The sequence below is a fragment of the Lactococcus sp. S47 genome, from assembly GCF_016517475.1.
Taxonomy (GTDB): domain Bacteria; phylum Bacillota; class Bacilli; order Lactobacillales; family Streptococcaceae; genus Lactococcus; species Lactococcus lactis.
The window spans coordinates 223,853-249,686 of sequence record NZ_JACVUB010000002.1 but is presented as its reverse complement, the minus strand read 5'-3'; the positions used below and the strand labels follow the sequence as shown (position 1 = coordinate 249,686).

The 25,834-nt window shown below is 35.9% G+C and carries 25 protein-coding genes and 1 tRNA gene; 21 read left to right on the top strand and 5 right to left on the bottom strand.

Going from position 1 to position 25,834, the window contains the following annotated elements:
* Both IAE52_RS03650 and IAE52_RS03645 read left to right on the top strand, forming a co-directional pair.
* Entirely contained in the window at positions 1-642 is a 642-nt protein-coding gene (locus IAE52_RS03650; RefSeq protein WP_010905224.1) for a GyrI-like domain-containing protein, read from the top strand.
* Entirely contained in the window at positions 639-1,298 is a 660-nt protein-coding gene (locus tag IAE52_RS03645) for a uracil-DNA glycosylase (protein WP_003129839.1), read from the top strand. Before IAE52_RS03650 ends, IAE52_RS03645 begins: the two co-directional genes overlap by 4 nt.
* A gap of 32 nt (positions 1,299-1,330) precedes the next feature.
* Here the strand turns inward: IAE52_RS03645 and IAE52_RS03640 are convergent, their stop codons facing one another.
* Positions 1,331-2,242, bottom strand: a complete 912-nt coding sequence (locus tag IAE52_RS03640; RefSeq protein ID WP_109990592.1) for an NADP-dependent oxidoreductase — start codon at positions 2,240-2,242, stop codon at positions 1,331-1,333.
* A gap of 149 nt (positions 2,243-2,391) precedes the next feature.
* On the opposite strand from IAE52_RS03640, the gene IAE52_RS03635 reads away from it, so the two are divergent.
* On the top strand, positions 2,392-2,937 hold the full coding sequence (locus tag IAE52_RS03635; protein ID WP_010905227.1) for a TetR/AcrR family transcriptional regulator: 546 nt from the start codon (positions 2,392-2,394) through the stop codon (positions 2,935-2,937).
* 110 nt (positions 2,938-3,047) lie between these two features.
* Here IAE52_RS03635 and IAE52_RS03630 read toward each other — a convergent pair whose 3' ends face one another.
* Positions 3,048-4,469: an MDR family MFS transporter gene (locus IAE52_RS03630; protein WP_058206201.1), complete on the bottom strand. Its 1,422-nt coding sequence runs from the start codon at positions 4,467-4,469 to the stop codon at positions 3,048-3,050.
* A 228-nt stretch (positions 4,470-4,697) separates the two neighbouring features.
* Here IAE52_RS03630 and IAE52_RS03625 point away from each other — a divergent pair, with 228 nt between their 5' ends.
* The 11 genes from IAE52_RS03625 (at position 4,698) to IAE52_RS03575 (ending at position 15,112) form a co-directional block, all read left to right on the top strand.
* On the top strand, positions 4,698-5,060 hold the full coding sequence (locus IAE52_RS03625; RefSeq protein ID WP_010905229.1) for a MerR family transcriptional regulator: 363 nt from the start codon (positions 4,698-4,700) through the stop codon (positions 5,058-5,060).
* 85 nt (positions 5,061-5,145) lie between these two features.
* Positions 5,146-5,322, top strand: a complete 177-nt coding sequence (gene rpsU / locus IAE52_RS03620; protein ID WP_003129844.1) for a 30S ribosomal protein S21 — start codon at positions 5,146-5,148, stop codon at positions 5,320-5,322.
* Between the two features lie 208 nt (positions 5,323-5,530).
* Positions 5,531-8,074: a cell wall anchor protein gene (locus IAE52_RS03615; RefSeq protein ID WP_109990593.1), complete on the top strand. Its 2,544-nt coding sequence runs from the start codon at positions 5,531-5,533 to the stop codon at positions 8,072-8,074.
* Between the two features lie 4 nt (positions 8,075-8,078).
* Positions 8,079-8,600, top strand: coding sequence for a hypothetical protein (locus IAE52_RS03610; protein ID WP_033899314.1), 522 nt, complete (start codon positions 8,079-8,081; stop codon positions 8,598-8,600).
* Positions 8,597-9,166, top strand: a complete 570-nt coding sequence (locus tag IAE52_RS03605) for a hypothetical protein (RefSeq protein WP_162551421.1) — start codon at positions 8,597-8,599, stop codon at positions 9,164-9,166. The genes IAE52_RS03610 and IAE52_RS03605 overlap by 4 nt, the downstream gene beginning before the upstream one ends.
* A gap of 1 nt (position 9,167) precedes the next feature.
* Positions 9,168-9,812: a hypothetical protein gene (locus tag IAE52_RS03600; RefSeq protein ID WP_033899319.1), complete on the top strand. Its 645-nt coding sequence runs from the start codon at positions 9,168-9,170 to the stop codon at positions 9,810-9,812.
* A gap of 88 nt (positions 9,813-9,900) precedes the next feature.
* Positions 9,901-10,245 (top strand): hypothetical protein, encoded by a 345-nt coding sequence (locus tag IAE52_RS03595; RefSeq protein ID WP_230584879.1) that lies wholly within the window; start codon positions 9,901-9,903, stop codon positions 10,243-10,245.
* 88 nt (positions 10,246-10,333) lie between these two features.
* Positions 10,334-11,146: a Cof-type HAD-IIB family hydrolase gene (locus tag IAE52_RS03590; protein ID WP_033899321.1), complete on the top strand. Its 813-nt coding sequence runs from the start codon at positions 10,334-10,336 to the stop codon at positions 11,144-11,146.
* Positions 11,147-11,334: 188 nt separating this feature from the next.
* Positions 11,335-12,531 (top strand): phosphoglycerate kinase, encoded by a 1,197-nt coding sequence (pgk, locus tag IAE52_RS03585; protein WP_033899323.1) that lies wholly within the window; start codon positions 11,335-11,337, stop codon positions 12,529-12,531.
* 381 nt (positions 12,532-12,912) lie between these two features.
* Positions 12,913-13,932, top strand: coding sequence for a radical SAM protein (locus tag IAE52_RS03580; protein WP_085623551.1), 1,020 nt, complete (start codon positions 12,913-12,915; stop codon positions 13,930-13,932).
* The gene (locus IAE52_RS03575; RefSeq protein ID WP_109990594.1) at positions 13,925-15,112 is read left to right on the top strand and encodes an MFS transporter; all 1,188 of its coding nucleotides are present in this window, start codon (positions 13,925-13,927) and stop codon (positions 15,110-15,112) included. Before IAE52_RS03580 ends, IAE52_RS03575 begins: the two co-directional genes overlap by 8 nt.
* 108 nt (positions 15,113-15,220) lie before the next feature.
* Here IAE52_RS03575 and IAE52_RS03570 read toward each other — a convergent pair whose 3' ends face one another.
* Entirely contained in the window at positions 15,221-16,600 is a 1,380-nt protein-coding gene (locus IAE52_RS03570; protein ID WP_109990595.1) for a C69 family dipeptidase, read from the bottom strand.
* A 177-nt stretch (positions 16,601-16,777) separates the two neighbouring features.
* Between IAE52_RS03570 and IAE52_RS03565 the strand changes: the two genes are divergently transcribed.
* The 5 genes from IAE52_RS03565 (at position 16,778) to IAE52_RS03545 (ending at position 22,777) form a co-directional block, all read left to right on the top strand.
* Positions 16,778-17,425, top strand: a complete 648-nt coding sequence (locus IAE52_RS03565; RefSeq protein ID WP_025016583.1) for a TetR/AcrR family transcriptional regulator — start codon at positions 16,778-16,780, stop codon at positions 17,423-17,425.
* A gap of 86 nt (positions 17,426-17,511) precedes the next feature.
* Positions 17,512-18,258, top strand: a complete 747-nt coding sequence (locus IAE52_RS03560) for an ABC transporter ATP-binding protein (protein WP_003131167.1) — start codon at positions 17,512-17,514, stop codon at positions 18,256-18,258.
* A complete protein-coding gene (locus IAE52_RS03555; protein ID WP_023190001.1) occupies positions 18,255-19,397 on the top strand; it encodes an ABC transporter permease in 1,143 nt (380 codons plus the stop codon). Before IAE52_RS03560 ends, IAE52_RS03555 begins: the two co-directional genes overlap by 4 nt.
* A 97-nt stretch (positions 19,398-19,494) precedes the next feature.
* On the top strand, positions 19,495-20,664 hold the full coding sequence (locus tag IAE52_RS03550; protein ID WP_033899333.1) for a class I SAM-dependent rRNA methyltransferase: 1,170 nt from the start codon (positions 19,495-19,497) through the stop codon (positions 20,662-20,664).
* Positions 20,665-20,854: 190 nt separating this feature from the next.
* A complete protein-coding gene (locus tag IAE52_RS03545; RefSeq protein WP_109990596.1) occupies positions 20,855-22,777 on the top strand; it encodes a fructose-1,6-bisphosphatase in 1,923 nt (640 codons plus the stop codon).
* Between the two features lie 79 nt (positions 22,778-22,856).
* Here the strand turns inward: IAE52_RS03545 and IAE52_RS03540 are convergent.
* Both IAE52_RS03540 and IAE52_RS03535 read right to left on the bottom strand, forming a co-directional pair.
* Positions 22,857-22,942, bottom strand: a tRNA-Leu gene (locus tag IAE52_RS03540).
* A 63-nt stretch (positions 22,943-23,005) separates the two neighbouring features.
* Positions 23,006-24,283, bottom strand: a complete 1,278-nt coding sequence (locus tag IAE52_RS03535) for an NAD(P)/FAD-dependent oxidoreductase (RefSeq protein ID WP_012897078.1) — start codon at positions 24,281-24,283, stop codon at positions 23,006-23,008.
* A gap of 140 nt (positions 24,284-24,423) precedes the next feature.
* Between IAE52_RS03535 and IAE52_RS03530 the strand changes: the two genes are divergently transcribed.
* The gene (locus IAE52_RS03530; RefSeq protein WP_031559148.1) at positions 24,424-25,251 is read left to right on the top strand and encodes an NAD(P)H-hydrate dehydratase; all 828 of its coding nucleotides are present in this window, start codon (positions 24,424-24,426) and stop codon (positions 25,249-25,251) included.
* A 148-nt stretch (positions 25,252-25,399) separates the two neighbouring features.
* Positions 25,400-25,813, top strand: a complete 414-nt coding sequence (locus IAE52_RS03525; protein WP_003131176.1) for a DUF1398 domain-containing protein — start codon at positions 25,400-25,402, stop codon at positions 25,811-25,813.
* The last annotated feature ends 21 nt before the right edge of the window (positions 25,814-25,834 follow it).

The following is a 25,834-nucleotide window of genomic DNA, read 5'->3' as shown; positions in this document are numbered from 1 at the left end:
ATGTCTAGCCCGAAAATTGATTATAAAAAATCTGATAAAAATTATTATTTACCAAAAGGAATTTCTTTAATTGAGCTGCCTGCCCTTAATTATCTAATGATAGATGGCAAAGGAGCACCAACAAGTCCAGCTTTTCAAGAAGCCATTCAATATTTGTATGCGACAGCCTATATGATTTCAATGTCTTATCGAAACCCAGACTTTATAATTGAAAATTTCCAACCTTTTGTGGTTCCGCCTCTTGAAGGTTTATGGACCAGTAAAAATGAACCTAGAGCTGGTAAACTAGATAAAAATGACTTTATTTGGCGATTGATGATTAGAATGCCCGATTTTGTGGATTCTGAAATAGTTGAAAAAGCTAAGAAGTTAGTTGAGAGTAAAAAAGGATTTGATTTATCAAAAGTTAAATTTGAAGCTATTCAAGACGGATTATGTCTGCAAACCATTCATTTAGGTTCTTTTGATGACGAAGGGGAAAGCTTTGAGAAACTCTTTGAGTATGCTAAAGAACATGATTTAAAAGCTGTTCACAAAGAATTTCATCATCGAGAAATTTATATCAGTGATTTCAGAAAGACAGCAACAGAAAAATTGAAAACAACCCTCCGAATTTTTGTGGAGAGAGGACAAGAAAAATGAAGAAAACAGATTGGTCACAACCCTTACGCAATCGATTAGCAGAAGATTATTTTCCTAAAATGATTGAATTTATCAATCAGACTTATCAAGAGGGCAAAGTATATCCACCAGAAAATCAAATTTTTCGGGCGATTGAATTGACTCCTTTGGCACAAACAAAGGTTATCATTGTTGGGCAAGACCCTTACCCTCAGCCCGGGAAAGCTCAAGGCTTGGCTTTTTCTTATCCTGCTACTTTCAAAGTGAATCGTCCAGACTCGATTGTTAATATCCAAAAAGAATTGCGTGAGGAAGGTTTTTCTAAAGATGACAGTGATTTGACGGCTTGGGCCGAACAAGGTGTTTTACTTCTAAACGCAGTTCTGACCGTACCTGAGTTTGCTTCAAATGCCCATGCTGGTAAAATTTGGGAACCGTTGACAGACGAAATTATCAAGATTGCCTCAGATGATGAGCGACCAAAAGTTTTCATTCTTTGGGGTGGTTTTGCTAGAAAGAAAGCCAAACTAATTGATGGAAGTAAGCATCTCATACTAGAAGCGGCGCATCCGTCACCTTTGTCAGCAAGTCGTGGATTTTTTGGTTCGCATCCTTTCTCAAAAACCAATGAATTTCTGGTTGAATCTGGTCAAAGTCCAATTGATTGGAGTAAATAAAAACAGTCTGATTTGACTGTTTTTTTATTTATTTAAAAATAAAGAACGATTTTTCCATGTGCGTGACGATTCATCTGTAAGTTGATTGCTTCCAAATAGTCATCGATAGAGTACTTAGCTGCAATTGGAACCGTCAGTTGATGATTAGAGATGGCATTTAAAATCATTTCCATATCAGAAGGAAGAGCTTCGCCACCTGTAGCCGTTGGAATCCCAGCTGGAGGCTCTGGATACATGATGACAGTCGACATCTTATCAGCTTTGACTCCTAATTCGAGAGCAGCTTTAAGCGTTTCATGGCTGAATAAATCGATAGCCGCCGTGATTTCTTTATTTTTCAAACGGTCAGCCAGACCCGGGCCATAACTTATTTGTTCGGCACCTAAATCTTGTAGGAAGTCAGCGGTAGGGTCAGAAGCAGTACCGATTACTTTAGCGCCTAAAATTTGAGCAAGTTGAACCGTAAAAATTCCTACGCCACCGGCTGCACCACCAACTAAAAGAGTATCCCCTGCTGTTACGTGAGCTTTTCGCAGAGCAACTGCCGCAGTATGGCCAGCCACGGCAAGAGTAGAGGCGACGTCATCTTCTACAAAATCGGGTCTATGAAAAAGTCCACGTTCTTTCGTTGAAAAAATGAGTTGTTCGGTTGCTGCACCTTTCATTGTTGTTCCAAAAACATGGTCGCCAACTTTAAAGTCGGTCACTTCTGGACCAATTTCATCGATTATTCCAGCAAAATCATAGGCAAAAGTTTGGGGAAGTTTGACACCAAAATTTGGAGCCACTTCAGGATTTCCCATAATAGCCCAATCCATTGGATTGAGTCCAACATGACTGACTTTGATAGAAACTTCGTCAGCTTTTGGATGGACGAGAGGAAGGTCCACGAGTTGAAGAACATCGGGTTTACCAAATGTTTTGTATTGTAGTGCTTTAACCATTTATTTTCTCCTTAATGTGCTTTATCAACTTTTCTTGACAGTTTTAAAGGCATTTTATATAATGTCAGTAACTGACATTTGAGAATAGTATAATCCTTTAGAGGAGTCTTGTCAAGGAAAATGTCACAAACTGACATTTAGGGGAAGAGATGAAAAAAACAAGTCAAGAAAAATTATATGAAGCAGCCTTGGAATTGATTACAGCGCAAGGTTATGAGAATACAACTGTTCTACAAATTGCCACCAAAGCTGGTTTAACAGAGCGAACATTTTTTCGTAAATTTAAAAATAAAGCAGATATTTTCTTTGCTGGCGGTGAGCAATACAGCCAAATGTTACTGACGAAAATGAAAGAATCAAAAGCGAATAATCCTTTGGCTATTGTTCTTGAAAGTTATTTTTACGCTGCAGACTTCTTTGATGAACATCGAGAAAGAACAGTCAAAAGACAAAAAATAATTGCCAGTCACCCAGATTTGGAAGAACGTGAACTTTTAAAACAAAGTAAAATCGAAGAACTATTAGTTGAATATTTACTGACGGCTTATGGTGAAAGAAGTGCAAGATTAGCTGTTCGCCTAGCTCGAGCAGTTTATAGTGTGGCTTGGGAAGAATGGTTAGAAAATGATGCTGACAGTTTACATCATTTATTAGAAAAAGCAATTGCAGACTTTAATGAACTCAAAAATTACTGACGGAAATACTAGCATATCCGTAAATGCGCTAAAGCGCAAACGGCTATCCTTTGACAGAAATTTTGTCAGCAAAATAAAAACTACTGACGAGCCTGTCAGCAGTTTTTTTCCTATTCTAAGCCTTTTTTCCAAGGGTCGAGCCAATTGACAAAAAGAGCGATGAAAAGAAGTAATCCTGAGATAAGAGCAAGCAAGTGCATGCCGTTAAATAAGGTGTGACGCAAAGGGGCAATAAGATTTACTGGAATATTTTTTAAAGCTTTTGCATCAGAAATTTGATTAAGAAGTGTTGTTGTAAGTTTTGGATTATGTGCTGTTGCCTCAGTAAATGTACGATTAAGGGCAATGGATAGCCCAGATAAAACAAGCGTTGTTCCCATTGTTCTTAGTAGTGCATTAACCGCGGTGGCTGCACCAATCAAATGCTTAGCAACACTTTCTTGAACCGCAACTTGCAAGGTGATATTGACAATTCCAAAGGCAGTTCCAAGAATTGCTGTTGCCACAAAGAGCATCATAATTGAGGCATGTTCAGGCAAACTAAATAAGAAAATTGCCCCTAAAACCATAATGGAAAATCCAATATAGATTGTTTTCTTTTCTCCCACTTTTTGAATGAGATGATTGACATTTCTAGTGCCTATAACCAGCATGATTGCTGATGGAATCAAAACCATTCCGCCGACTAAAGCCGTTGCGCCCATGACTCCTTGTCCCCAAGTAGGCAGATAATTTGTGTAAAAACCAAAGAAGCCATATTGCATGAAAAACATGATATTTTTAGCGATAAATGAAGGGTTTTTGAAAAGTTCAAGTGGAACAATTGGGTCAACTGCTCGTTTTTCAGCAAAATAAAATCCGATGAAAAAGAGAAAACTTACAACTAATAAGATAAGGAGGAGAGGAAGATTAATGACTGCATTTCCCATCATTTGAAAAAGCAACATTATTGCAATGACAGCGATGGATAAAGAAGCAGAGCCAGCAAAATCAATTGATTTTTTAGTATGATCTGTTTTCAAGTCGAAATTTTTCCAAACAATAAAAGCCATATAAATCCCAATTGGAATATTGATGAAAAAGACCCAACGCCAGTCAAGTAAAGTGACAATCAGCCCCCCGACAATTGGTCCTGCAATAGTTGAAAATGAATAAGCAGCGACAGTATTTCCAATCACTCGTCTTCGCTCATCGGCCTGATACATCATTCCATAGATGACAAAAGGAAGTTGAATCATCACACCAGCACCAAGTCCCATGAGCGCGCGTGCGACAATAACCATTAGCATATTAATGGCTAATCCTTCGCCGAGAGAACCTATTGTAAATAAGAGTGTGCCAAGCACAAACATTTGTTTATATCCAAAGCGTTCGGCTAATTTGGTCCAAATGGGAGAAGAAACCGCCATGAGAAGCATATAAATGGTTACAACCCAACTCATTAATTTAATTCCATGTAATTCCGCCATCATTGCAGGTAGAGCGGTCGCTACGATTGACCCTTCCAAACCTGCCATCACATTGGAGAGCATAAAGGCTCTTATGGAACGTTTTTCTTGTATTTTATTCAATTTTTACTCTTTTCTATTTTAAACTATGATTCAAAATGCGGTGGTTGACACTTTGAAATCAACATGCTATATTATAGCAAGTTAGAGTTACTCTAAGTCAAGAGAAAAAATTGACTTTTTATTAATTAATAAAATAAAAAAGTAAAATTGCCATAAAAAAGTGATTTTTATAAGTTCAAAGGAGAAAAAATGGTCACGATTGCGACAGTTGCAGGGAGAACAGGAATTTCAGCCTACAATCTACGATTCTATGAAAAAGAAGGATTGATCTCAGTTCCACGCACTAAAGCTGGAATTCGTGATTTTGATGAAGCAACAGAATCAAGAATTAATGCCATTCGCCATTATCGCTGTGCTGGATTGAGTCTAGCACAAATTAAAGAAGTTTTTGCCAATACAGATAAGCATGAAATGATAATTGGAGTTTTAAAAGCTCGTAAAAAGGAAATGGAAAAAGAATTAGCCGAACTTGAAAAATCGATGGCTTATTTGGATAAAAAAATTAATATTCATCAAGAACGCTTAAATGAGGAGGCGACAAAGCTAGTCTAGTTTGACAAGGTCTTTTCCATTTGATATAATAGGAAAGTCGTGTGAAAGACCACGAACTCTCGAGCTGGAAATGGGGTGAAAATCTATGTCAAAAACACTTGTACGCAAAAATGAATCACTTGACGACGCACTCCGTCGCTTCAAACGTTCAGTAACAAAAGCTGGAACTCTTCAAGAGCTTCGCAAACGTGAACACTACGAAAAACCTTCTGTAAAACGTAAACGTAAATCAGAAGCAGCACGTAAACGTAAAAAATACTAATTAGAATTTTTAATCACTGACTTCTGTCAGTGATTTTTTTAGTTTTAAAATATCAGCCTACCACTTTTGGTGGGCTTTTTTGTATTCTAAAAGTCTTGTTTTTTAATTAAGTTAAAACGGTTACTTTATTTTTACCAAAGTTTCTAATTAAGCGTATAATATTAAATAATCAGAAAACAAAAAATATTCACTAAAAGGAGGTTTTGCATTGGAAAATCAGAAAAAGCACTTTCAGATGAAGTCATCAAGTAAATTTTGGTTACTTAGCACTGGAATTCTTTTAAGTTTGTTAGTGACTAGTCTGCCTTTAGCAGTAAAGGCTGATGAAAATTCGGCTGTTACCCCACCAAACCAAACAGAAGCTGTCACCAATCCAACTGTAAATTCTTCTCTTGCCGCGTCTGATTCGACAACCGAAGGAAATACAGGAAGTTCACAGGCAGAAACGCGAACTAAAGAGGCAAACTCACTAACTTCGCAGGCAAGCACAACCCTAAGCGCCAGTTCAGTTTCATCATCTTCAACCAGTTCGGCTCAGGCTTCAAGTGTAGAAATAAGCTATAATTCTTCAGAGGTTTCAACTTCATTGAGTTCAAAAGCCTCAACTTCAAAAGCCCCAAGTGTTCCCCTTGATTCACCAAAAGCAAACGTCACAATTGCTTCAAGCCTGTCGGCGAGCGGAACAATCATAAGTCCTGCTCTCACAAATGGTTCAATTGCCAGCCAAGCCAATGGTCAAGACCCTGTAATAAGCACTATTGAAGCAACCGGTTCAGTCGCCAATGACATTACAGGACCAGCCACGCTAGATGGTATCAATATTACAATCAAGGCTAATAATCTTGTGCCAAATAACTTTTTAACGCCTGATGGTCTTCATTGGTCGGCAAATACAGAGGTTATTCCAATCACAGGTCAGGTAACAGGTCAAATCAGTACTGAAAACTTTGGACAAACGGATGGCCCGACCATACCTGCGACCACTTATACTATGAATGCAGGAGATTCTGGACGAATTACTAATGTTGGAAGGACCCTAGCCGGAACCAATCTAGATTTGATCTACAAAGTCATTTCAACAGATGAATCAAGCTGGCAAGCCCCCGCAGAAAGTACGTCTGACTGTCCGATTGGATTGGCTTTTACAGGCGAACAAAACATTGCCAACTCCGACGGAAACTCGATTGTCGCCCTCTACTACGGGGCAAATAATGTCAACCTCAATTATCAAATTGTCGCCCATAACACGAATTTTCAAATCCCTGTTCTCGCCTCTTTTATCACAACGGATATTGATATGGCTCAAGGAGTCAAGACTAACCTTGCCAATCTCTTAACCGTCATTCCAAAGACCACTAATCTTGCGACAGATTCAAGTGGTGTTATTTATGATACGACAAGCCCTGATACCGACTTGAATGGTCAAGCTAGTCTCCCTTATGGCGGTTATCTGGGTGTCGGTTTTCTGTCAAACTTTGACTATGATTTTTACAGCCCAGCACCAGTTCGTAGTGAAAATTCCTATCAATATTCGCAAGGGGTTCGCTATGACCTCTTTGGTTCAGCGCTTCAAGCACATTTGGCGACCCAAGTCCGGGATATTGTTTATCTTAACTATTATGATGCGGACGAAAACAATCAGCTTATCGTTCCCCAACATCAATTTATCTGGTTTCCAAATGTTTCTTGGAATGTTCCAGCCAGTGAATTTCCACATTATGCTTATGGACAAGAAAGTCAGCATAGAAATGGGAACACAATAATAGTTGGTGATTATTATCACATCCAAAGTACCGTCACTTATGATTACTATGGTATGGACGGTATTTATCTAGGACAACAATCAATCACGGGGCTTTATAACAAACCTTATTCGGTCAATGTGCCTTATAAATTTGGCAATTACTATATCGAAGGAAGCACCACGCAGTCAGGGACTTATCCAAAATATGATGAAATACTTGATGTGTACTACAAATATGTGCCACCGATTGTTTACTATAACACGGGCAATCCCTATGCGACGACTTATTATGCCAATGGTTATGAATATGTGCCGAATTATATTCCGCCAGTTGTTTATTATGCGTCGACTTATGGCTATTACGGAACTTATTCTTCTAATAGCGAAAATTATGGTGGAGACTACAGTGCTGGTAGTGAAGAAAATTATTCCAATAATACAAGTGGAAATACTGATAGCGGAAATAGTCATTCTTCTAATTCCACTAAAAGGAAAAATAATAGTAGTTCCACTCAAAATATACTTTCAAGAGTTGCCAACTCTATTTCTTCGTTTATCAGGGGACTACCAGACAGAATTTATGGATATTTAAAAGATGAATTTGGTACTGGTTTATCACATTTTATCTCAACTAATATGACAAATAAATTTTTCAAAAAATTGTCAAATATTATTAATCTTAAAGGGACACTGGAGAGGTTATTCTATGGCATTGACTTTTTCAAAGCTTATGAACATAACCACGATGTTACCGTTTCATTGTTTGAAACTTATATAGATAAATGGTTAATAAATCCTGCAATTGATGACTGGGCAACAGATATTGGGGTAGATGCCTCAGTTGAAGCGTTCGGTATTGCCATGAGTATCGGTCTTTGGATGATAGCAGTAGCGATAGGTGGAGTTGTTCTTCTAGCTTTTAAAGCTTTGGCTTGGGCTCTTGAGTCTATTACAGATGGTTTAGTCAATGATTTTATTGATAGTGTTGTAGAAAGATTTAGGGGGTAATATCATGATAAATGAAACTTCTATAAAAAGTTCTTTCGTTGCAAGGATAACTTTCTCGCTTTTATGGTTTGTCCTTGGATTAACTTTTATATTTATTGGAGCTAGATATTATCATTCTCCTAGTTCCATGAGTTGGTTACAACACTGGTTGTCAGGAGGAATTCGTACGAAATTTTTGGCTGCTCCTCATGTAGGAGGGATATGGTTACTAATTATGGGAGGATTTAGTATAATTATAGCTTTTTTTACATTACGTTCCTCTACAAATATATGTTATACAGCATTAGGTATTACATATCAGCCAAACAGGAAAGACCAGATAGGTCCAATAAAGTGGGAAGATATTGCAAGTATTGACATTTACAGCTATTCTTTCGGTCCTAAGCGTGTAGGCTATGAAAACAATTTGGAAATTAAGACAAAAGCTGGTGAAACAATTACCGCTGGTTGCCGATATGCTGATTATATTGCCTTAAAAAAGGCATGGGAAGAGCGAATGAAATCAGATAATGCTACAAAAATATGAGTAAAATAATGATGAATAATCAAAAGAACCGACTTATTCGACTAACAACCACTTATGATTACTATGGTATGGACGGAGGTACTCCTTATTCTGGTGGGAATGGTTACTCATCAGGAGCTGGATATAGCTCTACAAGTGTAGCTTCAAGAGGAGGTTATTATCTTTATGTTCCACAATCTGCTTATTACTCTAAAGAAGCTCAGCTTGTAGCAGAAGAAGGGGAAAGAGCAGAAAAAGACAATGAGGGAGGTTTCAATTTAGGAGAAGAAACAAGAGATGCTGTTCTCGGCAAAGGTATGAGTGAGTTTAGTAAATGGGCTCTTTACGCTGAAGATGACACCGGATATGGAGTCATTATAGATTATGGAATGCAAAAAGCCGAGGGAGAAGATACGGCTGATGCTCTCACTAAAACAGGAGCACACTTTGTATTAGGGGAGGCTGGAATGGCAGCCGGTATGGCTATACCAGTTCCGGGTTTGGATGTTGTAGCTGGGTTTGCATTCGGGTTTATTCTCAATACAGGATTTGACTTTTTATATGATAAATTAAGGAGGAAACGTTAATATGTCAAAAATAGTTAATAACATGACTCCATTAGGATTTGTAGATAAAAGTAGAAAGAAACGATACTATATCAATCAGAATACAAAAGAAATTTATATAGCCGAGGAACCTACTCAAAAATCAATAAGTATTATAATGTTTGCGATAATTGTTTTTCCTACTTTGCTTTCTTCTTGGGCTGAAAAGGGTTCTAGAAACTTTTTTATCCATACTAACTTTAAATATAATATTTTAATAATATTTTTGATTTTATTGGTCACACTATCAGTAATTGTATTAGAGATTTTCTTTTTTGAAAAATTATACACTCATTATGTCAAGCGAATAAATTATCAAAAGGAAGAGATTTCACTAGCTATGAAACAAAAAATACTTTCTACGGGAATTAAGATGTGGTATTTTACAAGAGTTTTACTTTTTGTAGTTCCATTTATATTTTTGGGATTAGCCATCAGTTTTATTATGACCTCTCAGTTGACCATACTTGTTTTGACTGTCTGTTTTGCACTGTTAATTCTAATCCTTTTTCCAATTACAAAAAGAACTTTCCAGACAATTGGAATATTAAAAGGACTAGTACAATTATCTAGGAATGTAAAGGATGTAAAGGATGAAAAGGATGAAAAGGATGAAAGAAGAGATTGACGAAAATAAAGAAAAAGAAGTGATTCAAAAAGCTTATAAATACAATGGTTTGTTAGGAATCTGAATTATCGCTGTATTCATCATTTTTTTGCTACAAATAACAAAAATTATTACAGACCAATATTTAACTTTAGGTTTTGGTTTAATTATTTTAATTTATGGGATTGCGCTTCATACCCAAAATCATAAATTAAAAATAAAAAGTATTGCTTCGATTTTAGTATATGGTCTTAATATCTTGAGTGTTATTGGTGTTGTTTTGATTATTTTTGCAAATCAGGCGCATAATCTTTTGGAGTTAACGGTGGGGGTCTTATTGGGATTGGTGACGCTTATCTTACAATTTTTAGCTGCTATTTTTGCACTATTGTCAGCGAGAAAATTGCGAAAATTCTATCCTGATATTATTGATAACAGAAAAAAGAAAATATAATAATTTTTTCCTCTTTATAAATTTCGTCTTTAAAAGTTACTTTATCTGTCAGTAAATTTTGTTAAAATAGAGGATAGAGGGGGATAAGATGACTAAGATTAAACATATTTTTTCTGACCTAGACGGGACTTTACTTGATGACCAAGGTAAAATTTCCAAAAAGACTCAAGAAGTGATTGAAAACTCTAATCTTCCGTTTTCTTTGGTTTCAGCAAGAGCGCCTCAAGCGATGGAGAGTCTAATTAATCAATTGAATTTAAAAAGCTCACAAGTTGCTTTTAATGGCGGGCTTATTTTTGCTAAAAATGAAGTTATTAAAGCAAATCCAATGGTTCATGCTAGCGCTCAAGAATTGATTAAGACAATCAAAAAAGATTATCCTGAAATAAATCTATCCCTGTACAGTTTAAGCGATTGGTATGTTGAAAAGATTGATAAAGACATCAAACAAGAAATGCAATTTACTCCACAGGTTCCTAAGTTAGTAGATTTGGAAACATTGATAACTGAGCGACCAAGACTAGAAATATTTAAAATTCTTTTGATTACACCAAATGAAAGTAAGTTAGAAGAAATTAAAAAACATTTAGAAAAGCTAAATTTTCCTGATATAATCATTCAAAAAACTTGGGAAACGTATCTTGAGATTACACATCTTGAAGCTCAAAAAGCTAAAGCAGTCCAATTTATTGCCCAAAGAGAACAGTTAGAGCAAAGCGAACTTGCAGCATTTGGCGATAATGAAAATGATTTAAGTATGTTAAAAGCTGTTGGGCTACCAATTGTCATGGCAAATGCTTCTGATGACTTAAAAAAAATAGGAAAAGTGATTACGAAAAGCAATACAGAAGATGGTGTCGCTTATGGAATTCAAAAATATATTACTGACAGCCCTTTTTAAATTCATTTTTAAAAATAAAAAATCTGTCAGCAAAAATCTTTTAAAAGTAACCCTTTACAAGCTAAAAGTAAAATTCTCAAAGCCAAATTATTCGATTTTGTGATATAATTAACCTATCGATTTGAATTGAATCAGCATGGTGCTTTTTCAATCTCAACAAAAATATCTTATAAGGAGAATTTTTCCAAATGGCAAAATTGACTGTAAAAGACGTTGAACTTAAAGGCAAAAAAGTCCTCGTACGTGTTGACTTTAATGTTCCAATTAAAGATGGCGTAATCACAAATGATAACCGTATCACTGCTGCGCTTCCAACAATTAAATACATCCTTGAACAAGGTGGACGTGCAGTCCTCTTCTCTCACTTGGGACGTGTTAAAGAAGAAGCTGACAAAGCTGGTAAATCACTTGCACCAGTAGCTAAAGCTCTTTCTGAAAAACTTGGTCAAGATGTTGTTTTCCCAGGAGCTACTCGTGGAGCAGAACTTGAAGCAGCAATCAACGAACTTAAAGATGGAGAAATCCTTCTCGTTGAAAACACTCGTTTTGAAGACATCGACGGTAAAAAAGAATCTAAAAACGACCCAGAACTTGGTAAATACTGGGCTTCACTTGGTGACGGAATCTTCGTTAATGACGCATTTGGTACAGCTCACCGTGCTCACGCATCAAACGTTGGTATCTCAGCAAACGTTGATAAAGCCGTTGCTGGTTTCCTTCTTGAAAACGAAATTGCTTATATCCAAGAAGCAGTTGAAGCTCCAGAACGTCCATTCGTAGCAATCCTTGGTGGTTCAAAAGTTTCAGATAAAATCGGTGTTATCGAAAACCTTCTTTCAAAAGCTGATAAAGTTATCATCGGTGGTGGAATGGCTTACACATTCTTGAAAGCTCAAGGTTACGAAATCGGAACTTCACTCGTTGAAGATGACAAACTTGATCTTGCTAAAGAATTGCTTGAAAAAGCAGCTGGAAAATTGATTTTGCCACTTGACCACAAAGTTGCTAACGCATTTGCTGGTTACACAGAAGTTAAAGAAACTGCTGACCAAAATATTCCTGCAGGCTTCATGGGACTTGACGTAGCAAGCAAAACAATTGCTGACTACAACACACAACTTGAAGGTGCTAAAACAGTTGTTTGGAATGGTCCAGTTGGTGTGTTTGAAAACCCAGACTTCCAAGCAGGTACTGTTGGATTGATGGAAGCTATCGTTAAACAACCAGGTGTTAAATCAATCATCGGTGGTGGTGACTCAGCAGCAGCAGCAATCAACCTTGGTTATGCAGATAAATTCTCATGGATTTCAACTGGTGGTGGAGCTTCAATGGAACTCCTCGAAGGTAAAGTACTTCCAGGACTTGCAGCTTTGACTGAAAAATAATCTAAAAGCTAATAAATAAAAAGAGTTTGATTTTTTAAATCAAGCTCTTTTTATTTCTGTTATTGGGACAATTTCTGAGCACTTTTATTTTTAGATTAAATTATATGAAAATTCAAAAAAGTTGTTGACATTCCGAATTTTGAAGAATATAATAAAACTATCTTCTAAAAAATTTTGAAGATACACTAAACCGCTCGGCCAACTGCTTAGTGTAAATAATATAGGAGGACTTTATTATGCAAAAAGCAAAACAACTCAAAAAATTGTTGGCAAAGCAAGAAAAAGAAGCTGAAGTAATTATGTATTCAACTGACTTATAAAACTAAAAAGTACTTCTACAGAATTTGTAGAAGTATTTTCTTTTATTGGAGAGAATAAACTATGGAAAATAAATTTATTGATAAAAATGATATCTGGGCTCTAAGTATTACTATTACAGGGAAATGTAATGCATACTGTGATTATTGTCATTTTTATGCTAGAAAAGACAGAAAAGAATATAATTTCAATCTTGATGAGGAAATTTTTAAGAAGTATGTGCAGCTAATCAAAATAATAAAGAAAAAATATCATAAAAACTTGCAAGTAAGATTTTCTGGTGGGGAGCCGCTTATGGCTAGAGATACACTTTTTAAATATTCAGAATATCTATTTAATGAAACTGGGATTAAACCATTTGCCCTATCAAACGGTAAAAGTATAGACAAAAAAGTTATTGAAAATGCGGAAAAAAATCATTTGGCTGGATTTTATGTTTCAATAGAAAATCCATTTGACCCCGCCCCAGGGGCACCTATTCCAAAAGTAGTCATACAAAATATCAAAGATTTTAATTCAGAAATTGTGAAAGTTGCACCAGCAATTATGATTGTCAAAAATAACTCATTTAAACATCTAATGAAAATTGCAGACTATATTTATGAAGAAACAGGAACACTACCGGCTATATCGGAATTGACTTATCAGGCCTTTGAAAGCCCAACGGAACAGGAATTAAAAGATTTATCTAAGAATGTGGAAGAGCTTTGCTATAAATACTATGGAGTGGCACCCATACGCTTATTTCCCTATGTATCTCCAGAGTTTTTTGCAAATGGAGAAAAGAACTTTTTGAGTGAATTAGATTTAGAAAATTCTTTAAATGTAAGTGAAGGGAATATTGATGAAATTGCGGAAAGATTATATCAAAAACTAGGAAAAAGTTACGTTAATAATCCTTGTCAAGATAAGAGTTGTCCGTGGTATGATGATTGTCGAAAAATTAAATGGTTATGGTTTCATGATTCGGATAAAGTTACAGCGGAAAAAAGGTTGGAAGACTTTTGTAGAATGAAGAAAGTCTTAAACGATTCAATTTACAATGGGATAATGAAAAAATCCAAGGAACTTGGTTATGTTTGAAATTTTAAAAGAAAATAAAAACTTTAGAAATTTCTTTCTAGCTTTAAATTCTAGTTATATTGGAGATGCGATTGATGACATTGCATTTGGAATGCTAATTTATCAAATTACTAAATCTGCATTTTTGACGGGATTAGTAGTTGTGATTAGGATATTTTTTAGTTTTATTTCGATATTTACGGCAGCTTTGACAGATTATTGGAGAAAAGAAAGAGTTATTGTTTTATCAGAATTAGGAGAGTTCACATCCCTTTTACTATTCTTGATAATATATTTATTTATAATACCTCCAGTTTGGCTTATTTTTATAGTAGTTATTATTAATGCTGGATTCGGAGCCTTTTCTACACCAGCCAAAAGTGGACTAATCGGATATATATTAAAAGATGTAGAAATTGTAAAAGCAAGGAGTTTATTATTTGGAGGGCAAAATCTATCACAAATTATAGGTTATACCATAGCTGGATTAGTTATTACCAGTTTGGGTTATAAAACTTGTATAATGATTGACTTAATAAGTTTTATTATAGGGATAATATTTATAAGCAAAATAAATTGTTACAACATCCCTTTAAAAAATAAAAATAGAAGATTTATGAGAGAAGCACTAAAGGGAATTAATATTATTTATAAAAAAAGAATATTAATCTTATTAATCCTTCTGTCTTTGATAGGAAATTTTGCGATTGCACCGGTAGAATCAATGATGACCGCATATTTGGGGAAATATTTTGGAGATATTAATTATTTTTCTTTATTTATGCTGTTCTCTACACTAAGTTCATTTTTAGGGGTAGTATTTATTTCTCACTTTAATAAAAAATTTAAAAATAGTATTTTAATGATGATTGGCTTTGGCTTTGGAGTTGTTGGAATATATAGCTTACTCGGTAAAAAGTTATTTTTATTAATCCTATCGGCAATTTTTTTGGGACTATCAAATGTGATAATTTCTACTATAAATGCCGCAATGATTCAGTTAAACACGCCGAAAGAATTTCTAGGAAGAGTTTTCGCTACGTTTAAATTTATATCATTATCAATAAGCCCACTATCTATTTTAGTAGTGGGAGGAATATCTTCATGTTTTCCATTGTCAAGCTCTTTTGCTATTTTAGGAATACTATTATTAGTGTCTATGGTACTTAGTCCATTTCTAAGTAGTGGGGATAAAAAATAAAAATACTATGAGTTTTCTCTCCCCAAATAAATACTTTTCTAGTAAGTCGTTCTATATTAGATATATATGATAATAATTAAAAATAGGCAGTTTAAACTGCCTATTTTTTTAATCATTAAAATCAAAGCGAAGTTTCATGTGATTGGAACCAGAAATAACCATTTTACCAAGAAGTTCAGTTTGAGCAGTCAGAGCAATCTGTGCAAGTTTTTCGTTCACTGCTTCAAGTGATTGGTCACTTCCTTTGTCGGTTTCGTTTTGTAAGGCTCTTAATTTTGCCATTGTGTTTAGGTCAAAATTGTCTCTTTTATCGACATAGCCTTGGAAATTACTGTCTCCTAGAACAGCGGTCATTGTAGTCAACCAATACATTTTGGTTGGGTCAAAGTCGGCTTTTGTATCGCGATAACAAGTAGGGGTATCACTTACTCTAGCATAAAATGGAACAAGGCTATTGAAACTGTTAGGTCCAAAAGCAAGCCAATGAATGCCAGCAAGCTCCTTGTCTATATTATCTCGAATTTGTAAAACATGGAGTTCCAAATTACGATTGAGTCCAATTGGTCGAATCATTTTTTGTTCTGCGGCGCTTGATGTTGTGCTGTATGGGTCATAAGCTGTATTTTCATAATGACTTGACATGACAAACTTAATTTCTTCAATGGAAATTTTGCGATTGGCATGGCAGATGAAAGGTAAATCTTGGTTAAATGGATCGTCATTTCCTGTGGTTTCTGGAGAAAAATAGTTTTGCACATACCAAGCGCGTGGATTGTTGTAGCGCGTGTCTTTAATGGTACTTGAACCAAAAATATGACGAAGGTTATAACCATCAAAGTCTGGATTAAGCTTGTTCTTATCAATAAATTCTTTCAAACCAGTTGAATAAATCGTGTCAGAACTTTCAAAATCATACCAATCAATATTAAGACGATTAGGAGCAATAACATAAGCGTCGTCGGGGATACGAATAGCTGCCCATTGATGCCCACCTAGTGTTTCTAACCACCAAATTTCATCTTTATCAGAAAAAGCCATCCCGTTTGATTCATAAGTTCCATATTTTTCTAAGAGTTGCCCCAGCCGTTCAACACCCTCACGCGCACTCTGGATATAAGGGAGGGTAATTGTTGTGAAGTCTTCTTCACCTAGTCCTGTTTCAACATAAGGGTCCAATCCCAAAATACGACTATTTGTTGTTGAGGTTTCTGTCGCAGTCATGGCAACATTCTCACTATTAATTCCAGCCGCTGCCCAAATACCATAGGTTGAATCCGCATCAGGTGTAGAAGTATATGTTAGGGGATTTTCTGGTAAGTCAAATTCACAAGCTGTGGCGATAGAGCGATAGTGCTTGGGTTGATTTTCAGGATTGATGACAACAAAACGTTGAGGATTAGGTTTATCCCCACCATCTTCGTTTCGTGCAATTAAAGTTGTGCCATCTAATGAGGCTTTTTTACCGACGAGAAATGTTGTACAGGCCATATGAACTCCTTTATAAAGATATAAGTGATTTGTGCTAAGTTCCTCAAAGCTTAAAGTTCTTATCATTATACTACAAAACGCTATTTTTAGATAGCTTTATTAGACTTTATTTGATGTTCATTCTTCAAAATATTATAATGAATGAGTAATCATTTATTCAGTTTAAAAGGAGATATCATGTCTGAAGAACAAACATTAAATGAGGTTTATGCTGATACCCTAAAAAAAATGGAAAATTTGACAGAAAAGCAAAAAAAAGTTTTACAGGCGTCATTAGAGCTCTTTGCATCACAAGGCTTTGAAGCGACAACTTCTCAACAAATTGCAAAAAGGGCGGGAGTTTCTGTTGGTTCTGTTTACCACACTTTCCCCACGAAACAAGCCATTCTTGTAGCGGTACTTGCACCTATCTTTGAGGGGACAATGGATACTGTCGCCAATCAATTTAATGATAATACATTTGGCAAAGGATTTGAAAGCGTGGAAGAGCTCGTTAAGGTAACCATTGCTGACCGTTTTTATTTTGCCGATAAAAATATAAATGTGATTCGCTTGATGTTGGGACAAATGCTTGTTAATTCCGTTTTTGTTGAAGACTTAAAAAAATTTTTCGAGCAACAGGCCAAACAGTTAGTTTTACCAACAATTGTTCGCCTCCAAGCGGAACAAAAAATAAAAAATCTTCCGATTGAAAAAATTCTACAGATTCTTTTTTATCCTTTAGCGACCTATATAGGTAAAAGAGTTTTGGGAATTAACAATATGTCATTAGAGGAAGAAATCGAATTTGCCACTGAAATTACTATAAAGACACTCAAAGTTTAATTTTTGACAATCATGAATTGAAGTGATAAAATTACTTCAACAAGAAAAATGAACGAGCGCTCATTCATTGTTTGAGGGAGAATAATATGAAATCACCGATTGCTATTAATGATATTAGTGTGAAATTTGGCGATAAGGCAATATTAGACCATTTATCCTATGAGTTTGAAAGTGGAAAAATTATTTGTTTGATTGGACCTTCTGGAGCTGGTAAGTCAACGTTTATCAAGGCCATTGTTGGAATGCAAAAATTGGATTCTGGCAATGTTAAGATTCTTGAAAGAAAAATTCCTGACAGAGAAGTATTAGGGAAATTAGGCTATATGGCGCAAGAAGACGCCCTATTTAAGGAATTGACCGGCAAACAAAATTTAGAATTTTTTGGTTCTTTGCAAGGAATCAAAAAAAAGGATTTACAAGGAAAACTTGATAAGGCAGCTGCTACAGTAAATCTGACTAAGCAGTTAAATCAATCAATTTCTAATTATTCAGGAGGAATGCAAAGGCGCTTATCACTCGCTATTGCTCTGCAAACGGATGCTCCGATTTTACTTTTAGATGAACCAACTGTTGGGATTGATCCAGAATTGCGTCAAGAAATTTGGGAAGAGCTGCGAAATCAAGCAAATCAAGGGAAAACAATATTAATTACGACGCATGTTATGGATGAAGCTGAACGTTGTGATGTCGTACTGATGCTTAGAAATGGTAAATTTATAGCAGAAGGTTCGCCAAAGGAAATTAAGGAAAAGTATCAAGTTGCCTCGGTTGAGGAAGCCTTTATTGTTGCGGGAAAAAATTTAGAGTTAGAAAATAAGGGGGCAGCGAAATGAGAACACTTGCTATCTTTAAACGAATTATGCTTCAACGGCGTGGTGACCCTAGGACGCTGGCAATGATGTTTTTAGCTCCAATATTTATTTTGACGCTCATGTACTTTCTCTTTCAAGTACCGTCAAATACTGCTTATAGAGTGGGTTTGAAGTCTGATAATACAGAATTAACAAGAGCTTTGAAGGATATGCCAAATGATAAAGCACATCTGAAAGTGATTAGTGTTTCTGAAAATAATCGCTCAACAATGAATGAGAAAGATTTGAGTGCAATTGTTAGTATTTCGGGAAAAAATATTGATGTTAGTTATGCTAATCAATCAAATGGAACAAGTTCTGCGATTAAGCTACTTTTAACACAAGTCATTCAAGAAAGCCAAGTTAAGGCAACTAAAGAGGAGACTAAGCAGGCTCTGCAAAATTTGATAAGTAAGTTACCTCAAACATCAGGTCAAAGTTTTTCAACAAATTTCAGGGTTGATACAGAGCAGTATAAAGTAACGAGTCACTATTTGTACGGAGATCCTAGTAGTACAAATGCTACTTTTGATGATTTAGCACCGATTTTAGTTGGAGCCTTTGCTTTCTTCTTGGTGCTTCTAATTTCAGGTATTTCATTAGTGAACGAGCGAACCTCAGGGACGCTGGGGAGAATGTTAGTCACTCCTGTGAAACGAACTGAAATCGTGACGGGCTATACTTTGAGTTATGGAATTCTTGCAATGATTCAAACAGCACTCATGGTTGTTTTTACTTATTGGATTTTAGGGGTTCATAATAACGGAAATATTGGTTGGGTCTTTGTCATTAATTTCTTTATCGCCATCATCGCTTTATTGTTTGGATTACTTTTATCCACATTAGCAAAAACAGAATTTCAATTTGTACAGATGATTCCTTTAGCGATTGTTCCCCAATTTTTATTTTCTGGTTTGATTCCTGTGGATACGATGCCTGTCATTCTTCAAGCAATCGCTCATTGTATTCCGGTTTATTATGGAATTTCTGCCATGCAAGAGGTAGTTAAAAGAGGAGTAGGATTCTCTGGAATCTGGTTTGATTTGCTCATTATGCTACTTTTTGCGGCTCTGCTCTATCTTGCGAATGTTTTAGCTTTGAAAAATGTTCGTCGGACTTAAAAATATGCTTTTGATTGTATAACTACTGGATAGTCTATCTGGTGGTTATTTTGGTTTTTAAAAGAAAAAGAAAGTACTTTTTTGTTATAATTAAAGCATGAAAAAAATTACAGTACGGACAAAAGCAGCAAAGAAATTGCGGGCTGGTTATCCACTTTTGGTGGCAGAAGATTTAAATTCACCCCTTTTGGAGGATGATTTTGCACAATTTTTTGATGAAAAAGGGCAAGCGCTTGGAACAGGTTATCTTTCAAAACAAAATAAAGGAGTGGGTTGGCTTTTAGATTCTTCGTCAGTAAAAATTGACCATCATTTTTATGTGGAAAAATTTGTCAATGCACGCGCTTTACGGGCGAACTTCTATCAGGATGAATTAACGAACGCCTTTCGTCTTTTTAATGGTGAAGGAGATGGATTAGGCGGCTTAACCATTGATTTTTATAATGGTTTTGCTGTCTTTTCTTGGTACAATCAATTTATATATAGTCAAAAAAAAGCGATTGTTAAGGCTTTTCAAGTCGTGTTCCCAGATATTAAAGGGGCTTATGAAAAACTTCGTTTTTCTGAGGCTGCTTTAGAAAGTCAACATATTTTTGGCCAAGAAGCGGCTGAACCTTTGTTGGTCATGGAAAATGGCGTGACTTATGCGACTTATCTAAATGAAGGGTTAATGACAGGAATTTTTCTTGACCAAAAAAATGTTCGCGGGGCACTTGCGGGCGGTCTTTCAACTGGTAAAACTTTACTAAATATGTTTAGTTATACAGGCGCTTTTTCAGTTGCAGCAGCTTTTGGAGGGAGCAGTCAAACAACGTCAGTCGATTTGGCGAAACGTTCGCTTGATAAAACGAGAGAACAATTTTTGATCAATGGAATTGAACCAGAGAGTCAAAAAATCTATGTGATGGATGTTTTTGGTTATTTTAATTATGCTAAGAAAAAAGAATTGACTTATGACATGATTGTCCTCGACCCTCCTTCATTTGCCAGAAATGGTAAAAAAACATTCTCAGTAGCTAAAAATTATGGCGACCTTGTTAAAGAAGCTGTTGAAATTTTAGAAAATAATGGGACATTAATTGCATCAACAAATGCAGCAAATGTTTCTGATAAAAAATTCCGTCAAATGATTGAAGAAGCGCTCAAAAATAAGGGAGTAAAATTTACCGTTTTCCAAGAAGAAAAATTACCAGCTGATTTTCATATTGCTGACAGCTTTCCAGAAGGAAATTATCTTAAAGTATTATTTATTAAAATCAAAAAATAGTCTGTCATTACTGACAGATTTTTTTGTCAGTAAAAATTTTACTGACAGAAATAATGATTAATTACAAATGTGAGCGCTTTACTATCTGCTTTCTATATGATAAAATGCAAGAATAAGTCTAATAATTCCCGACTTTTTTAGATAGAAAGCAGAGTGTGAATGAGGGATCGAAACCTCATTTACTTTTATTATGGATAAAAAATATTATCAATTACTAAAAAAACAGTTTTCGTCAAAGGAAGCAGTACTGACAGAAATTATTAATTTGAGTGCTATTTGTGAACTACCAAAAGCAACAGAGCATTTTATGAGTGATGTGCATGGTGAATATGATGCTTTTAATCATGTTTTGAGAAATGGTTCTGGCAGTATCAAAGAAAAACTTAGAGATTGTTTTCCAGAATTTTCTGCGACAGAAATATCATCACTTGCAACCTTGATTTATTATCCACAAGAAAAACTAGATTCTGAGTGTCAACTAAAAGAGACAGAAGAATTTGAGAACTATTGTCAAATCAATTTAGTTTATCTTTTAAAGACTGTAAAATTTGTCGGTCAAAAATATACTCGATCAAAAGTCCGAAAAGCTTTTCCAGAAAAATTTCGATATATCTTAGAAGAGTTAATCAATGAAGTGGATTCGACGACTGATAAAAGAGATTATTTTGATTCAATCCTTTCGCAATTGCAAAATTTGGGTGAACTTACTCGCTTAATTGTTGCACTTGCAGATACGATTCGCAGATTGACGGTTGACCACCTTCATGTGGTGGGAGATATTTATGATCGAGGACCTTATCCAGATAAAATCATTGACCGCTTAATAAAAATGCCCTCAGTTGATGTTCAATGGGGCAATCATGATATTGTATGGATGGCAGCTTTTAGTGGTTCACCTTTAGCCATGATGAATGTAATTAGAATCTGTGCCCGCTATGGAAATCTCGATATTCTTGAAGAATCTTATGGGATTAATTTACGGATGATTTTAGAGTATGCTGAACGTTATTATGAGCCAAGTGAGGCTTTTCAACCACGCTTGGTCGACGGGGTTCGTTTGTCAGATGATGAAAAGGCACTCCTTAATAAATTACAAGCAGCCACAGCCATTTTACAATTTAAGTTAGAGAGTCAGTTGATAAAACGCCGACCTGATTTTCAACTTGAACATCGTGATGTCCTTCATTTCATTGATTTTTCCGAAAAAACAATAAAATTTGGAACTGAAGTTTATGAATTAACTGATTTTCAAGCGCCCACAGTAAATCCTGAGCAGCCTGAAAGTTTGACCGCTGAAGAAGAAAAAATAATCAGTCATTTATTAAATAATTTTAGAAGTTCTGATAAACTTAAACGTCATGTTGAATTTTTACAAGAAAAGGGAGCCATGTATCTTTCTTACAATGGGAACTTGTTGATTCATGGCTGTCTTCCCTTACATGAAAATGGTGATTTTAAATCATTTACGGTTAACAAAGAGGCTCATGCTGGCCGTGATTTACTTGATTTCTTTGACCAAGAGGTTAGAAAATGTCTTGCTCATCCAGAAAACTCGACGGATTTAGCAACAGATTTGATGTGGTATCTTTGGGTGGGAGAATGCTCTTCATTATTTGGTAAAACGGCAATGACAACCTTTGAACGCTATTATATCAAGGATAAGAAAACGCATGTGGAAAAGAAAAATCCTTATTATCAATTGCGTGAGGAAGCTGAAATTATCAGGAAAATTTTAGAAAACTTTGGTTTAGATGAAGGGGGACATTTGGTGAATGGGCACACCCCTATCAAAGAAAAAAATGGTGAAAATCCAATCAAGGCAGATGGAAAGTTGATTGTGATAGATGGTGGTTTTGCAAAAGCTTATCAAAAGGAAACAGGAATTGCTGGGTATACTCTTCTTTATAATAGTTTTGGCATTCAACTGGTTGCGCATCAACCCTTTTCAACCGTTAAAGAAGCAGTTGAAAAAGGGACGGATATTATAAGCCTGAAACGCCTGGTAGCCGAAGTTGACCAAAGAAAACGAGTCAAGGATACGAATGTTGGCCAAACTTTGTTAAGTGAAATAGCAGATTTAGAAGTACTTTTTGAACATTATGAGGAATTTTAAAAGTACCAGTGTTGGTACTTTTTATTTGTTTTCCAAAAAAGACAATAAAAAAACTCAGCCTTAGCCGAGTTAATATTAGTGCGGTGGGCGGGACTTGAACCCGCACCAAGAAAATTCCCGACAGGATCCTTAATCCTGCGCGTCTGCCAATTCCGCCACCACCGCAAAACAGTACTTTAATATAGTACCATTTCTATAAAGAATGTGCAAGCCTGAGCTAGGGCTAACTTATTGTTGGAAATAAGATGCGATTTGGGCAGCGTGTTTTCCAGCAACAAAACCTGTCACAAAGGCGCAGGTAATATTATAACCGCCAGTGTATCCATTAATATCTAAAAGTTCACCGGTCATGAATAAACCTTGGGTTTGTTTACTCTCCATACTTTTAGGATTTATTTCTTTGAGAGAAACACCGCCACCTGTTACAAAAGATTTCTCAATTGGTAAAGTTTTGCTAATTGTGATTTGCCAATTTTTGAAAAGACTAGCGATTTTATCAATTTGCTGCTCAGATAGCGTCTTGGCAGAAAGACTAGGGTCAATTCCAGCTTTTTCAAGGATAAATAGAAGCATACGTTCTTGGGTCAATCCTGAGAAGGCATTTTTAATTGATTTATCTGTTTTAGAAAGGCTAGTCAGTTCATTTTTCAAAGAGCCCAACTTTTTTTCGGAGAATTGGTCTAAGCTGACTGTGACCATTTTTTCACCTTTAGCAAGAAGTTGGTTAATGAAACTTGAACAACGCAGAGCAGCTGGACCAGAAATTCCGAAATGCGTAAATAATAAATCATGCTGATGAGAGATGATTGCTTTTCCCTTAGAATTGAGTACTGAGAGTTTGATTTCGCGTAGGGAAATGCCTTGAAGACTTTTGTCTAAAATGAATGGTTCGTCAGAAATCAGGGCAGATTCAGTGGCATAGAGTTGTGAAATACTATGCCCTGCTGAGCGTGCTAAACGATAGCCATCACCAGTTGAACCTGTGGAAGGATAAGCGCGTCCGCCTGTTGAGAGGATAATTGTAGGGCTTAAAAAGCTCTCGCTATCCGTTTCAAGACCAATTACCGCTCCGTTTTCAATGAGAAGCTTATCAACCGCTTGGCTTGGAAAATAAGAAACATGGAGGCTCAAAATTTTATTGAAGAGGGCATCAACAATTGTTTTTGATTTGTCGGTTATAGGGAACATGCGCCCGTGGTCTTCTTCTTTTAATTTAACACCATTGCTTTCAAAAAATTCGATAATATCAAGGTTAGAAAATTGAGAAAAGGCTGAATGAAGAAAACGACCATTTCCAGGAACATTTGTTAATATTTCGTCAACAGAACGGGCATTTGTCACATTACAGCGTCCGCCACCTGTCATTAATAATTTTTTTCCGACTTTTTTATTTTTATCAATAAGAGCAACTTTTGCTCCATTTTGCGCGGCTGAGATGGCAGCCATCATTCCAGAAGGGCCTGCGCCAACAACAATAACGTCAAATGTTTTAGCTGATTTTGTCATGCTTTAATTTTAACATGATGTGAGCAGAAATAGGGGAAAGAGTATTGAAAAATAGTAAATTTAAATTCAGCGAGCGATAAGGATTTTAAATATTGATATTTGATATTGGAAATCAATATGAAATGCGGTAAAATAGCATTATGATTGAACTGACTGATGAAATTTTAGCAAAAGTAATTAAAAAACGTAAAAAAGCTTCTTACAAAGGAACTTATGGTCGCTTATTAGTGATTGGCGGTAATCGTCAATATGGTGGTGCGGCTATTTTGGCGACGACAAGTGCAGTTTATTCAGGTGCGGGCTTAGTTTCTGTGGCACTGGCTAAAGAAAATCATAGTGCTTTACAGGCAAGACTTCCAGAAGCAATGACTTTAGATTTTGATGATTTGATAAAGCTAAGAGAAGTAGCAAAAGCTGCTGATGTTATTGTTATTGGTCCAGGATTGGGCTTAGAAAGACTAGATTTACTGACAGAAGTTTTGAATTTACTGACAGAAAATCAAAAGTTGGTCATTGATGGTTCGGCACTGACCCTTTTTGCTAGAGAGCATTTAGACTTACCATTTCCTGAAAATACGGTTTTTACACCTCATGAAATGGAATTGGAACGACTTTCTGGTTTGAAAATTGGTCAACAAACCAAAGAAGAAGTTCAAGATTTTGTTAATCAACTCGGAGCGATTGTCGTTGCTAAATCTTCAGAAACACGAATTTTTGCGCCAAATCGGGAATCATTTATCTTGAAAATAGGAAGTCCAGCTCAGGCAACTGGGGGAATGGGGGACACTTTAGCCGGGATGGTTGGTGGCTTTTTAGCTCAGTTTCATGGAGAAACAGAGGAAGTAGTTGCTGCTGCAACTTATTTGCATAGTTTAATCGCAAGCGTCTTAGCTCGGAAAACATATGTGGTCTTGCCAAGTCGATTAATTGAAGAAATTCCATTATTTATGAAAAAATATGAATGCTGATTAATTCTGTCAGTTCAATGCGACAAGGGGAGTATTGAAGTTGGGAATAAAAAAATTACTGACGAAAATTTCAGTCCTCCGTCAGCATTTTTTTCTTAGAATTTTTGTTATAATTAATCATCAAAATAAATGAAGATGAGGTCAAAAGATGAATGCAATTGAACTTGTGCAAGGCGCCATGAAAAAAGCAGAGAAAATTCGTCCAAAAGTAGGTGGTTTTCCATACTTGGCTGAATGTATGCGAGAAGCTGGAGTTTTAAAAAATGTTTGGACCCTTCCTGCTGGACAAAGCACGTTTTGGACAAGCGCTGGCGTAATTAGCGTGACCAATTCACCAATGGTGAGTGGTTTTCATGAGGTGCCAGTTTTTGACCAAGAAGCTTTGATTAAGGCCTTGCGGGCTGACCAAGCTGGACAAACGACTTTTCCGGAATTCTTGAGTGCCACTTGGGAAGCTGGTGTGATTTCTTATGAAGCTGATTTTTCAGAAAGAAAAGTCACTTATCTAGGAAGTCAAGGAGAAAGCTATGTTGAGGCCTATCCAGCAGTCGAAATTCATTAAAAAGTTACTGACAGAATGATT